This is a genomic window from Streptomyces sp. WMMC940 (genome assembly GCF_027460265.1).
Lineage (GTDB): Bacteria > Actinomycetota > Actinomycetes > Streptomycetales > Streptomycetaceae > Streptomyces.
Window position 1 is genome coordinate 2,382,675 of the sequence record NZ_JAPZBC010000001.1, and the last position, 13,477, is coordinate 2,396,151.

11 protein-coding genes are annotated in these 13,477 nt (G+C 70.8%); 6 read left to right on the forward strand and 5 right to left on the reverse strand.

Annotation, left to right across the window (positions count from 1 at the left end; translation table 11 throughout):
* The first annotated feature begins 68 nt into the window (after positions 1 to 68).
* Positions 69 to 3,872, forward strand: a complete 3,804-nt coding sequence (locus O7595_RS10295; RefSeq protein ID WP_269728411.1) for a multifunctional oxoglutarate decarboxylase/oxoglutarate dehydrogenase thiamine pyrophosphate-binding subunit/dihydrolipoyllysine-residue succinyltransferase subunit — start codon at positions 69 to 71, stop codon at positions 3,870 to 3,872.
* Positions 3,873 to 4,156: 284 nt separating this feature from the next.
* Complete coding sequence (locus O7595_RS10300; protein WP_269728412.1) at positions 4,157 to 4,345, forward strand: DUF6104 family protein; 189 nt, start codon at positions 4,157 to 4,159, stop codon at positions 4,343 to 4,345.
* Between the two features lie 28 nt (positions 4,346 to 4,373).
* On the opposite strand, the gene O7595_RS10305 is transcribed toward O7595_RS10300, so the two are convergent.
* Complete coding sequence (locus O7595_RS10305; protein ID WP_269728413.1) at positions 4,374 to 5,147, reverse strand: hypothetical protein; 774 nt, start codon at positions 5,145 to 5,147, stop codon at positions 4,374 to 4,376.
* Between the two features lie 142 nt (positions 5,148 to 5,289).
* Between O7595_RS10305 and O7595_RS10310 the strand changes: the two genes are divergently transcribed.
* Positions 5,290 to 6,138, forward strand: coding sequence for a DUF4097 family beta strand repeat-containing protein (locus tag O7595_RS10310; RefSeq protein ID WP_269732443.1), 849 nt, complete (start codon positions 5,290 to 5,292; stop codon positions 6,136 to 6,138).
* A gap of 1 nt (position 6,139) precedes the next feature.
* Entirely contained in the window at positions 6,140 to 7,084 is a 945-nt protein-coding gene (locus tag O7595_RS10315; protein WP_269728414.1) for a PadR family transcriptional regulator, read from the forward strand.
* Positions 7,085 to 7,265: 181 nt separating this feature from the next.
* Here O7595_RS10315 and O7595_RS10320 read toward each other — a convergent pair whose 3' ends face one another.
* From O7595_RS10320 to O7595_RS10335, 4 genes are all read right to left on the reverse strand, one after another.
* Entirely contained in the window at positions 7,266 to 8,231 is a 966-nt protein-coding gene (locus O7595_RS10320) for a zinc-binding dehydrogenase (protein WP_269728415.1), read from the reverse strand.
* A gap of 101 nt (positions 8,232 to 8,332) precedes the next feature.
* Positions 8,333 to 8,566, reverse strand: a complete 234-nt coding sequence (locus O7595_RS10325; RefSeq protein WP_269728416.1) for a hypothetical protein — start codon at positions 8,564 to 8,566, stop codon at positions 8,333 to 8,335.
* Positions 8,567 to 8,700: 134 nt separating this feature from the next.
* The gene (locus O7595_RS10330; RefSeq protein WP_269728417.1) at positions 8,701 to 9,210 is read right to left on the reverse strand and encodes a phosphoesterase; all 510 of its coding nucleotides are present in this window, start codon (positions 9,208 to 9,210) and stop codon (positions 8,701 to 8,703) included.
* Between the two features lie 520 nt (positions 9,211 to 9,730).
* Positions 9,731 to 10,951 (reverse strand): NAD(P)-dependent malic enzyme, encoded by a 1,221-nt coding sequence (locus tag O7595_RS10335; RefSeq protein WP_269728418.1) that lies wholly within the window; start codon positions 10,949 to 10,951, stop codon positions 9,731 to 9,733.
* Positions 10,952 to 11,504: 553 nt separating this feature from the next.
* On the opposite strand from O7595_RS10335, the gene O7595_RS10340 reads away from it, so the two are divergent.
* Entirely contained in the window at positions 11,505 to 12,470 is a 966-nt protein-coding gene (locus O7595_RS10340) for an ABC transporter substrate-binding protein (protein WP_269728419.1), read from the forward strand.
* 45 nt (positions 12,471 to 12,515) lie between these two features.
* Positions 12,516 to 13,475, forward strand: coding sequence for an amino acid ABC transporter permease (locus O7595_RS10345; protein ID WP_269728420.1), 960 nt, complete (start codon positions 12,516 to 12,518; stop codon positions 13,473 to 13,475).
* The last annotated feature ends 2 nt before the right edge of the window (positions 13,476 to 13,477 follow it).

The following is a 13,477-nucleotide window of genomic DNA, read 5'->3' on the forward strand; positions in this document are numbered from 1 at the left end:
GCCGCGTAGGCGTAGCCTTTATTTCCGCTGTCCATCACCTTGTGAAGCGGAAGAGGGCGGTTGCCGCCGTGTCGTCTCAGTCCCCCAGTAACTCGAGTACTTCGACCGACCCCGACGGGCAGGGGAAGAACCCCGCCGCCGCGTTCGGGGCCAATGAGTGGCTCGTCGACGAGATCTACCAGCAGTACCTCCAGGACCCGAATTCGGTCGACCGCGCCTGGTGGGACTTCTTCGCCGACTACAAGCCGGGCGGCGAGGCCGCCCCCGCGGCGCCGGCCGCGACGGCCACGGAGACGCCGGGCACCGCACAGGCTCCGGCTCCCGCGGCCCCCGCCGCCCAGGCTCCCGCGGCACCGGCCCGGACGCCGGCCGCCCCCGCGAAGCCCGCCGCCGCGGCACCGGCCCCGGCGAAGCCCGCCGCTCCCGCGAAGCCCGCCGCCGCTCCGGCCAAGCCCGCCGCCAAGGCCGCACCGGCCGCCGGCGCTCCCGACGGCCCGGAGATGCTGCCGCTGCGCGGCCCCTCCGCCGCGGTCGCGAAGAACATGAACGCCTCGCTGGAGCTGCCGACGGCCACGTCCGTCCGCGCCGTCCCGGTGAAGCTGCTCTTCGACAACCGGATCGTCATCAACAACCACCTGAAGCGCGCCCGCGGCGGGAAGATCTCCTTCACGCACATCATCGGGTACGCGATGGTGCAGGCGATCAAGGCCATGCCGTCGATGAACTGGTCGTACGGCGAGAAGGACGGCAAGCCCGTCCTGGTCAAGCCCCCGCACGTGAACCTCGGCCTCGCCATCGACCTGGTGAAGCCGAACGGCGACCGGCAGCTCGTCGTCGCGGCCATCAAGAAGGCCGAGACCATGAACTTCTTCGAGTTCTGGCAGGCCTACGAGGACATCGTGCGCCGCGCCCGCAGCAACAAGCTGACGATGGACGACTTCAGCGGCGTCACCGTCTCGCTCACCAACCCCGGTGGCCTCGGCACCGTCCACTCCGTGCCGCGGCTGATGCCCGGACAGTCGGTGATCATGGGTGTCGGCTCGATGGACTACCCGGCCGAGTTCCAGGGCACCTCCCAGGACACCCTGAACAAGCTGGGCGTCTCCAAGGTCATGACCCTGACCTCGACGTACGACCACCGGGTCATCCAGGGCGCCGCTTCCGGCGAGTTCCTGCGGATCGTCGCCAACCTCCTCCTCGGCGAGGAAGGCTTCTACGACGACGTCTTCGAGGCGCTGCGCATCCCCTACGAGCCGGTCCGCTGGCTCAAGGACATCGACGCCTCGCACGACGACGACGTCACCAAGGCCGCCCGGGTCTTCGAGCTGATCCACTCCTACCGGGTCCGCGGCCACGTCATGGCCGACACCGACCCGCTGGAGTACCGCCAGCGCAAGCACCCCGACCTGGACATCACCGAGCACGGGCTCACCCTGTGGGACCTGGAGCGCGAGTTCGCGGTCGGCGGCTTCGGCGGCAAGTCGATGATGAAGCTGCGCGACATCCTCGGCGTCCTGCGCGACTCGTACTGCCGCACCACCGGCATCGAGTTCATGCACATCCAGGACCCGAAGCAGCGCAAGTGGATCCAGGACCGCGTGGAGCGCCCGCACGCCAAGCCGGAGCGTGAGGAGCAGCTGCGCATCCTGCGCCGGCTGAACGCGGCGGAGGCCTTCGAGACCTTCCTGCAGACCAAGTACGTCGGCCAGAAGCGCTTCTCGCTGGAGGGCGGCGAGTCCGTCATCCCGCTGCTCGACGCGGTCATCGACTCGGCGGCCGAGTCCCGCCTCGACGAGGTCGTCATCGGCATGGCCCACCGCGGCCGGCTGAACGTCCTGGCGAACATCGTCGGCAAGTCGTACGCCCAGATTTTCCGCGAGTTCGAGGGCAACCTCGACCCGAAGTCGATGCACGGCTCGGGCGACGTGAAATACCACCTGGGCGCCGAGGGCACCTTCACCGGCCTCGACGGCGAGCAGATCAAGGTGTCGCTGGTCGCCAACCCGTCGCACCTGGAGGCCGTCGACCCGGTCCTCGAGGGCGTCGTGCGCGCCAAGCAGGACATCATCAACAAGGGCGGCACGGACTTCACCGTCCTGCCGGTCGCCCTGCACGGCGACGCGGCCTTCGCCGGCCAGGGCGTCGTCGCCGAGACCCTGAACATGTCGCAGCTGCGCGGCTACCGCACCGGCGGCACGGTCCACATCGTCATCAACAACCAGGTCGGCTTCACCGCCGCCCCGGAGTCGTCGCGTTCGTCGATGTACGCGACCGACGTGGCCCGCATGATCGAGGCTCCGATCTTCCACGTGAACGGCGACGACCCGGAGGCGTGCGTCCGTGTGGCGCGGCTCGCCTTCGAGTTCCGCCAGACGTTCAACAAGGACGTCGTGATCGACCTCATCTGCTACCGCCGCCGCGGTCACAACGAGGGCGACAACCCCCAGTTCACCAACCCGCAGATGGTGAACCTGATCGACAAGAAGCGCTCGGTGCGCAAGCTCTACACCGAGTCGCTCATCGGCCGCGGCGACATCACGCTGGAAGAGGCAGAGCAGGCGCTGCAGGACTTCCAGGGCCAGCTGGAGAAGGTCTTCGCGGAGGTCCGCGAGGCCACCAGCCACCCGGCCCCGGCCCATGTCCCGGACGCCCAGGCCGAGTTCCCGGTGTCCGTCACCACGGGGATCTCCCAGGAGGTCGTCAAGCGGATCGCCGAGTCCCAGGTCAACGTCCCCGACAACATCACCGTCCACCCCCGACTGCTGCCGCAGCTCCAGCGCCGCGCGGCCTCGGTCGAGGACGGCACGATCGACTGGGGCATGGGCGAGACCCTCGCCATCGGCTCGCTGCTGATGGAGGGCACCCCGGTCCGGCTCGCCGGCCAGGACACCCGCCGGGGCACCTTCGGCCAGCGCCACGCGGTGCTGGTGGACCAGGAGACCAACGAGGACTACACCCCGCTGCTCTACCTGTCCGAGGACCAGGCCCGCTACAACGTCTACGACTCGCTGCTCAGCGAGTACGCGGCGATGGGCTTCGAGTACGGCTACTCGCTGGCCCGCCCGGAGTCGCTGGTCATGTGGGAGGCCCAGTTCGGTGACTTCGTCAACGGCGCGCAGACCGTCGTCGACGAGTTCATCTCCTCCGCGGAGCAGAAGTGGGGCCAGACCTCCGGCGTCACGCTGCTCCTGCCGCACGGCTACGAGGGCCAGGGACCGGACCACTCGTCCGCCCGCCCGGAGCGCTTCCTCCAGCTGTGCGCGCAGAACAACATGACGGTCGCCATGCCGACTCTGCCGTCGAACTACTTCCACCTGCTGCGCTGGCAGGTCCACAACCCGCACCACAAGCCGCTCATCGTCTTCACCCCGAAGTCGATGCTGCGTCTGAAGGCCGCGGCGTCCAAGGTGGAGGAGTTCACCACCGGCGGCTTCCGCCCGGTCATCGGCGACACCGCGGTCGATTCAGGAGCGGTGAACGCGGCGGACGTCCGCAAGGTCGTCTTCTGCTCCGGCAAGGTCTACTACGACCTCGAGGCCGAGCGGCAGAAGCGCGGTGCCACGGACACGGCGATCATCCGCCTCGAGCGTCTGTACCCGCTGCCGGGTGCGGAACTGCAGGCCGAGATCGCCAAGTTCCCGAACACCGAGAAGTACCTGTGGGTCCAGGAGGAGCCGGCGAACCAGGGTGCCTGGCCGTTCATCGCCCTCAACCTGATCGACCACCTGGACCTGGCGGTCGGCGCGGACATCCCGCACGGCGAGCGCCTGCGCCGCATCTCCCGCCCCCACTCGTCGTCCCCGGCGGTGGGCTCGGCGAAGCGGCACCAGGCGGAGCAGCAGCAGCTGGTCAACGAGGTCTTCGAGGCCTGACACCGCTGAGGCGGTGCGCACGGGAAGGAGGGCGCGGCCCGCGAGCGATCGCGGGCCGCGCCCTCCGGCGTCTGCAGACGGTGGACGGCGACGTGTGGGCCCGCCGCGAGCCGTTCGGCTCGGCCGCCTCGGCCGTCCCCGGGGTCCACGGCGGCCGTGCCGTTCTTGCCGCGGTGCAGTCGCCGGGCCGCCCGCGGGTCCGGCCGGAGCGTCCGCCCCACCGGTCCCGGTGCGGCGGACGGCGCCGGTCGGACCGCCGCCCGGGGCGCATTAGGCTGGTGGCCATGTACTTCACCGACCGTGGCATCGAGGAGCTGGAGAAGCGGCGCGGCGAGGAGGAGATCACCTTCGAGTGGCTCGCCGAGCAGCTGCGCACGTTCGTGGATCTCAACCCGGACTTCGAGGTGCCGGTCGAGCGGCTGGCCACCTGGCTGGCGCGCCTCGACGACGAGGACGAGGACGACGAGGAGTAGCGGGGAACGGCGGTGACCGTCCGGGCCGTCACCGCGCCGGCCCGCGGTCGCGGGCCAGCGCCAGGGCGCCGTGGGCGAGCAGGACCGCCCCGGCGACCGTCCACCCCGCGCTTCGGCGGGCGAGTCCCCAGACGGTCAGGGGGAAGCCCGCGGCGATCTGCGCGATGGCCGGGATCCCGGGACCCGGCGGCCGGTGCCGGAGGGCGTGCGCGGTGTGCCCGCGCCCCTTGCCCGCCGCGGCCTCTTCCCGTACGGCCGCGGCGCGGGCCGCGGTCCGGATGCCGTCCGGCTCGGCGCCCGGTGCCACGCCCTCGGGCAGGGCCAGACCGGCACGGGACAGGACGGCGGTGAGCCCGAGCAGCCGGGCTCGGGCGTCGGCGTCGGCGTCGGGTCGGGTCAGCGCCTCCAGGGCCTGGAGGTCCAGGACGGGGTCGAGTCCGAGCCGGGCCGCGAAGGTGTGCATCGCCTCGTCCTCCCCCGCCGGTGTGCCGTCCGCGAGCCAGACGTAGCCGACGGGGCGGCGGAACCCGGTGGCGAGCGTGAGACCGGAGCGGTCCGCGTCCCACCAGAGGGCGAGCACGGGGTGGTTGGTGGCGACGGCGAGGGCCGTGGCCCAGCCGGAGAGCACCCGGTCGACGGGTTCCGCACCGCTCGGCCACGGCTTCCCGTCCGGGACGAGCACGCTCCAGCCCCGGCCGGCCGGAGCGAGGAGGAACGGCTCCCGCAGCAGAGGGACCGACGGCCGGATGACGTCGTACTCGGCCCGGCAGAGCAGTAGAGCTCCTGCGGAAGTGGCGTCCATACGCCTCACGCTAGGGCACTTTGCCCGCATTCGCCGCCACGTCTGCGCCCGAGCACCCCTTGACTTCCGAGGGCCGCGATATATCGTGTCATTCAGAAGACGCGATATGTTGCGTTCCACGCAGGCCCGGGAGGTCAGCACCATGCCCGACTCGACGTGGGAAGTCGCCGAGCCGACGAAGCTCACCTTCGACGAGCCCGTGACGTCCCTCAACGTGCGCATCGTCAACGGGACGGTGAACGTCGTCGGCACCGACGAGAGTTCCGCCCGGCTGGAGGTCTCCGAGATCGAGGGCCCGCCGCTGGTGGTGACGAGGACCGGCTCCACCGTCTCGGTCGCCTACGACGACGTGCCCTGGAAGGGCTTCCTCAAGCTGCTCGACCGCAAGGGGTGGCACCGCCACGCGGTGGTGTCCCTCGCCGTGCCCGCCGACGCGGCCGTCGAGGTCGGCGTCGTGGGCGCGGGAGCGGTCGTCTCCGGGATCCGCGGGCGCACGGACGTGCGGGGCGTCAGCGGGGACACGACGCTCGTGGGGCTGTCCGGCACCGTCCGGGCCGAGACCGTCTCCGGCAGCCTGGAGGCCCAGGCCGTCACCGGCGACCTGCGCTTCCACTCCGTCTCCGGCGACCTGACCGTGATCGAGGGCGCGGGCTCGTCCGTACGGGCCGACTCCGTCAGCGGCGACATGGCGATCGACCTCGACGGGACGCCCACGGACATCCGCCTCACCAGCGTCTCCGGCGAGGTCGCCATCCGGCTGCCGCACCCCGCGGACGCCCGCGTCGAGGCCAACACCGCGAGCGGCGCGGTCTCGAACGCCTTCGAGGACCTGCGCGTCAGCGGACAATGGGGCGCCAAGAAGATCACCGGCACGCTCGGCGCGGGGAGCGGTTCCCTGCGGGCCACCACCGTGTCCGGGTCGATCGCCCTCCTGCGCCGCCCGCCCCGGGCGGACGAACCGTTCGAGGACGAGACAGGAAAGGCCCTCTGACATGCCCCCCGTATTCGCCCACGGCCGGCTCCGCCTGTATCTGCTGAAGCTCCTCGACGAGGCCCCGCGCCACGGGTACGAGATCATCCGCCTGCTGGAGGAACGCTTCCAGGGGCTCTACGCTCCGTCCGCCGGCACCGTCTACCCGCGCCTGGCGAAACTCGAGGCGGAGGGTCTGGTCACCCACGCCACCGAGGGCGGGCGCAAGGTGTACTCGATCACCGACGCCGGACGGGAGGAACTCGCGGGCCGCAGCGGGGAACTGGCCGACCTCGAACTCGAGATCCGCGAGTCCGTCTCCGAACTGGCCGCGGAGATCCGCGACGACGTGCGCGGCGCGGCGGGCAAGCTGCGCAGCGAGATGCGCGCGGCCGCGACGGAGAGCCGGGGTGCCACCGGCCCGGGCGGCGCGGGTGCCGACGACGCCTGGCAGGCCACGAAGGAGGAACTGCGCCGCGCCAAGCAGGAGTGGAAGGAGCAGGCGCGCCGGGCGAAGGACGAGTCGCGCCGCGCCCGCGAGGAGGCGCAGAACGCCCGCCGCCAGGCCAGGGAGGCGCAGGACCGGGCGCGGGACGAGGTCCAGCGGATCGCCCGCCAGGTCCAGGACCAGGTCCAGGGGCATTTCGCCCGCGGCGACTGGCCGACGGGCGTGCGGGAGGGGCTGTCCGAACTCACCGCGCAGCTGGGGGGACTGGCCGCCCGGGGCACGGCGTGGCCGCCGTACGGCAAGCCGGAACCGGCCGGTGCGGGCCCCGAATGGGCGAAGGACACGGCGGAGTCCGGCGACCCGGCCCGCGACCTCGAACGCCTTCTGGACCGCTTCCGTGACGACGTCCGCGACGCCGCACGCGACCATGGGGTGACGGCCTCCCAACTGGTGGAGGCCCGGCGCCTCTTGTCGACGGCGGCCGTGCACATCGCGGCGCTGCTCCGCGGGGGCGGCTGAGCGCCGCGCTGCGCCACGCCTGCTCGCACGTGGTCACGGCACGGCCCGCGCGAGCGCCGTTTCGGGCTGCGCCGTCCACCGACGCGGGCCGGCGCGCCCCGAAGTGGGCGGCGCATACGGGACCTCCGGCACGACGCGGATCGGCGGTGCCGGAGATCCCATCAGCGGAGCTGACGGAGCATCAAGGATTCGTCAGGACAATCTTGCCGAAGAGCTCCCCGGAGGCCATCCTCTCGAAGCCCTCACGCGCCCGGTCCATCGGCAGCACCTCGTCGATCACCGGCCGCACACCCGTCGCGGCGCAGAAGGAGAGCAGGTCCTCGAGCTCGTCCCTGGTGCCCATCGTGGAACCGACGACCTTGAGCTCCAGGAAGAAGATCCTGGTCAGCTCGGCGTGCGGGGGCCGGTCGCCGCTCGTCGCACCGGAGATGACCAGAGTGCCGCCGGGGCGGAGCGACTTGACCGAGTGCGACCAGGTGGCCGCGCCGACGGTCTCGATCACGGCGTCCACGCGCTGCGGCAGCCGGGCGCCCGGCTCGAACGCTTCGACCGCACCCAGGTCGACGGCGCGCTTGCGCTTGGCCTCGTCGCGGCTCGTGGCGAAGACGCGCAGTCCGGCCGCCTTGCCGAGCACGATAGCGGCGGTGGCGACACCGCCGCCGGCGCCCTGCACGAGCACGGAGTCACCCGGCCGGACGCCGGCGTTGGTGAAGAGCATGCGGTAGGCGGTGAGCCAGGCGGTCGGCAGGCACGCGGCCTCCTCGAAGGACAGCTCCTTCGGCTTGCGCAGGACGTTCCAACTCGGGACGGAGACCTGCTCGGCGAAGGTTCCCTGGTACCTCTCGGTGAGGATGGAGCGCGGCTCGTCCGGGCCGACGCCGTGGCCGCTCTGGCCGATGACCGAGTGGAGCACCACCTCGTTCCCGTCCGCGTCGACGCCGGCGGCGTCGCAGCCGAGGATCATCGGGAGCTTGTCCTCGGCGAGGCCCACTCCGCGCAGTGACCACAGGTCGTGATGGTTGAGGGAGGCGGCCCTGACGTTGATGGTGGTCCAGCCGGGGCGGGCCTCGGGGGCCGGGCGGTCACCCAGCTCCAGGCCGTTCAGCGGCTGGTCGCGGTCGATGCGGGCGGCGTATGCGGCGAACATGACCTTGAGCGTAGGCCGGGCCGGTGCGCGGCGGAACCGCGCACCGGTGTGACACACGTCCCTGGGCGTGCCGGGCCCGGAGGAACCCTCCGGGTTTCGCCCTACTGTTCCCTCCGCCACTGGGCGGGAGAGTTCTTCGTCGCCGGGTCCTCGTACGAGCCCGTCCTCCCGCGGTCCACGTGGAAGGTGGTCAGGGTGGTGACGGGCGAGGCCGGGTCCCGTCGGTCGGCGATCACCCGCATGTGGGCGCTGAAGCGGCGCGGCGTGACCTCGTGGACGTCGTAGCCGTAGCGGTTGCCCTCGAAGTACTTCAGATGCGGGTTGGCCGCGCCCATCAGCGGGCCGTTGGTCCTGTTCCAGTCCGCCGAGTACGCCCCGAGGTGACGGAGTGGGCCGTCAACTTCTCGGCCGTGAACGACCGAGCTTGTTGACTCGGTCGTCTACGCCTTGTCGCGCTCCCGACTGCCCCCTACGACAGGACGGTGAAGACCAGCAGCACCCGCGCGCTGCGGGCGCCGGGCGGCACCGCTGCGGACTCCGTGCGCTCCAGCAGCGCGGTACGGGACTGCCGCTCCGCCGCCGTCACGGGGCCGAGCACCGACAGGGCCACGGGCGTGCCCCCGCCGTCCCGGAACTCCACGGACAGCCGGGCGCCGTCCTCCTGCGCCGCGTATCCGCCGAGCCACCCGGCCAGCGTGTAGCGGACGCGGCCGGCGTCGACGGCCCGCCGCCCGGTGCGGCCGTGCGCGGGCAGTGCGACGTCCTGTACGAGCGCGGTGCGCGGGCTGTCTCCGCCGGAGAAGAACCGGCTGCCACGGGCGGGGGGACCGGGGTCGGACGCCGTCGGGTAACCGCCCCCGAGGCCGTACGCGACGAGCGCCGGGGCCCCTTCCCACACGTCCCAGCCGTTCACGTCCGCCATCGGATCCGCGGACCCTCCCGGCCCGCTCTCGGCGTCACCGTTCACTATGAGATCCACTCACGCCTCCCCTGCTCCATTCGGCGTGCGCATCCCAGCAGTTGGCGGTGAACCGGGGAAGACGGCGTGGGTAACACGCGGGTCCCGGCGGCAGGCGTGTTGCGCTGTGCGGGACGGGCGGGGCACACGCGGAGCCGGCCGTTCGCCAGGCGGCTCCGTCCGGACGGCCCGTGCGCCCGCTGCGCGGCCTGCGCCCCGCCGTTCATGCGGGCGCCGCTCCGTCCGGGCGGTCCCTGCGTTCGGGCGGCAGGTGTGTCCGCGAAGCCCGGAGCCCGCGAAGCCCGGGGTCCGGGCCTGGACGCCCCGCCGTTCGCGCAGGCGGCTCCGGCCTCGCGGGCCGTGCGCCGCGAGGCCGGGCGGCCCGGCCTCGCGGCGCCCCGCAACACCGGCACGCCACCGCCCACGGACCCCGGCACGCCTCCCGCGCGCACGGGCCCCACACGCCGCGGCCCCGGACGCGTCCAGCGCGTCCGGGGCCGTGAAGGGAGGGGTCCGGGGCCTTGAGCCCCGACGAGCGTCGTCAGCGCCGGGCCACACCCTCGGCTCGCGCCGCCGCCGCGACAGCGGCGGTGACCGCGGGGGCGACCCGCTCGTCGAACGGCGACGGGATGACGTAGTCGGGGGCGAGCGCGTCGCCCACCACGTCGGCCAGCGCGTTCGCCGCCGCGATCTTCATGCCCTCGGTGATCCGCGAGGCCCGCACCTGCAGCGCGCCGGCGAAGATGCCCGGGAAGGCGAGGACGTTGTTGATCTGGTTGGGGTAGTCGCTGCGGCCGGTGGCCACGACCGAGGCGTACTTGTGCGCCACGTCCGGGTGGACCTCGGGGTTCGGGTTGGCCATCGCGAAGACGAAGGCTCCCGGCGCCATCGAGGCGACCGCCGGCTCCGGCACGGTGCCGCCGGACACGCCGATGAAGACGTCCGCTCCGGCCAGCGCCGTCTCCAGCGAGCCGCTCAGTCCGGCCCGGTTCGTGATCTCGGCGAGTTCCCGCTTGACCGGGGTCAGGTCCTCGCGGTCGCGGCTGACGATGCCCTTGCGGTCGGCCACCGCCACGTCGCCGAGCCCCGCCTCGAGGAGGAACTTGGCGATGGCCACGCCGGCCGCGCCCGCGCCCGAGATCACGGCGCGCAGGTCGCCCAGGCCGCGGCCGGTCAGTTTGGCGGCGTTGCGCAGGGCCGCGAGGGTGACCACGGCGGTGCCGTGCTGGTCGTCGTGGAAGACCGGGATGTCGAGGCGCTCCTGGAGCTTGCGCTCGATCTCGAAGCACCGCGGCGCCGAGATGTCCTCCAGGTTCACTCCGCCGAAGGACGGCGCCAGGCGGACGACCGTTTCCACGATCTCGTCGGTGTCCGTGGTCGCGAGGGCGATCGGAACGGCGTCGACGCCGCCGAACTGCTTGAAGAGGATCGCCTTGCCCTCCATCACGGGGAGCGAGGCCTCCGGGCCGATGTCACCGAGCCCGAGGACCGCCGTACCGTCGGTCACGACCGCGACCACCTGCGATTTCCAGGTGTAGTCGTGGACGAGCTCGGGCTTCTCGGCGATCGCGGTGCACACCTTGGCGACGCCGGGTGTGTACGCGAGGGACAGGTCGTCCTTGTTCCGGACGGGCACCGTGGCCTGGACGGCCATCTTGCCGCCGCGGTGCAGCGCGAAGGCCGGATCGAAGGGTTCCCCGGAGTCCCCGGGTGCACTCTCCGTCCCGCTGGCGCTGCCGGGATTGACGATCTCCGCTGCCATGTTCGTTTGACCCCTTAAGTCTTCATCAGTTGAGGGTTGCCACTCCTGGTTGAGGAGGGGTGGGCTGGCACCGCGTCCGTTCCCTGTCCCGGGTGGTTGGCCCACCCCGGCAGGGGGAGGTACGTACGCGCGGGCGCGCCGCACAACGCGCCCTGAGCCCCGGATGAGGGGTGTAAGGATCCTTCTTACCGGACGGACGGCACCGGAGACGAGCCCATTGGCCCGTCCATGATCTCCCAGTGACCTGACTCATAGCGACATATGCTGACAAGACAGGAACACTTGGTGAAAAGCACGATGAATGCCGTCCACATCCCGAGACGATCCGAAGATCTTCCGGTCGGAAGAAGGAAAGGCCGCAGATGATGCGGCTGGTAGGGCCCTGATGTACCGGCCCGTAGCGCTTCGGGGGTCACCCGTTATCCGATTTTGACATGCGTAGCCCACTGAATGGGCTAGTCCGAATGGCAAGATGCCGGAAACACACAAGGTCGACACTCGAAGACGAGTGCGCGACGCCTGGCAAACCCACACCTGCCGGAGGACCACGATCATGACCGCAAGCACCACCCGCCGCTCGACCGCCGCCAAGTCCAGGATCGCCGCGGTGAGCGCGATCGCGGTCGCCGGTGCCCTGCTGCTCACCTCCTGCGGTGACCAGACGAACTCGGGATCGGGGACGGGTGTCAAGGAGAGCGCTGCCGGCAGCAGTGCTCCGCTCTTCGACAAGCTGCCCAAGAAGTACCAGGACGCCGGCGTCATCAAGGTCGGCACGGACGCGGCGTACGCCCCGATGGAGTTCCAGGAGGGCGGCAAGATCGTCGGTATCGACCCCGACATCGCCGCGGCTCTCGGCAAGCAGCTCGGCGTCGAGTTCAAGTTCACCTCCGGCACCTTCGACGGTCTGATCTCCTCGCTCAACACCGGCCGCCAGGACATCGTCATGTCCGCCATGAGCGACACCAAGGCCCGCCAGGAGGGCCTGGACGACAAGGGCAAGAAGACCGGTGAGGGCGTCGACTTCGTCGACTACTTCACCTCGGGCGTCTCGCTGCTGGTCAAGAAGGGCAACCCGCAGAAGATCACGTCGCTCGACGACCTGTGCGGCAAGAAGGTCGCGGTCCAGCGCGGCACGATCTACGAGGACACCTTCAAGGCCCAGGCCGCCAAGTGCGAGAAGGACGGCAAGGGCAAGCTCACGATCGAGGCGTTCGACACCGACGCCGAGGCCCAGACCCGTGTGAAGTCCGGCGGCGCCGTGGCCGACCTCAACGACTACCCGGTCGCCGCGCACATCGCCAAGACCGCGGGCGGCGGCAACGACTTCGAGGTCGCGGGCGGTCAGACGGCCGCCGGCCCGTTCGGCATCGCCGTCGACAAGGACAACACCCAGCTGCGCGACGCGCTGAAGGAAGCCCTGGACGCGATCATCAAGAACGGCGAGTACACCAAGGTGCTGGAAAAGTGGGACGTCAAGGGCAGCGCGGTCACCGAGGCGACCATCAACGCCGGTAAGTAAGTCTGGCGTACCTCGCCTCGAGCGTTCCACTGAAGGGCAGTCACTGTGACTGACAAGTTCGACAAGACGCCCGCTGACGAGCCCCCCACGGGCTCGTCAGCGAGCAAGGAAACAACCGCCACGGCCCATCCCGAGCAGATCAAGGCCATCCCGGTACGGCACTACGGCCGCTGGGTGTCCGGCGCGGTCGTGCTGGTACTGCTCGGCTGGCTCGCCTTCGCCTTCGCGCAGGGCGACATCCGCTGGGCCACGATCGCGGACTACCTGTTCGACGACAGGATCCTCCAAGGTGCCCTGAACACGATCGTCATCAGTGTTCTGTCCATGCTCATCGGCCTGGTGCTGGGCATCGTCTTCGCGGTGATGCGCCTGTCGAAGAACCCGGTCACCGGCGCCGTGGCATGGCTGTACATCTGGTTCTTCCGGGGCACCCCGGTGTATGTGCAGCTGCTGCTCTGGTTCAACCTGGCGCTGATCTTCCCGATCCTGAACATCGGGTTCTACAAGGACGAGATGGTCGACGTCATGACCCCGTTCTTGGTGGCCCTGCTGGGTCTGGGCCTGAACGAGGGCGCCTACATGGCCGAGATCGTCCGGGCCGGCATCCAGTCGGTCGACGAGGGCCAGACCGAGGCGTCGCACGCACTCGGCATGTCCAACGGCAAGACCATGCGCCGGGTCGTGCTGCCGCAGGCGATGCGGGTGATCGTTCCGCCCACCGGCAATGAGTTCATCAACCTGCTCAAGACCTCGTCCCTGGTGTCGGCGGTGCAGTACACCGACTTGCTCCGGGCGGCGACGAACATCGGCTCCACCTCCTTCGCCATCATGGAGATGCTGATCGTCGCCTCGATCTGGTACCTGGCCCTGACGAGCGTCTTCAGCGTGGGCCAGTACTACGTCGAGCGGTACTACGCCCGCGGTTCGCTGCGCCAGCTGCCGCCCACGCCGTGGCAGCGGGTCAAGACGAATCTGCGATTCCTCCAGAGCCCCAGGGGGGTGTGACA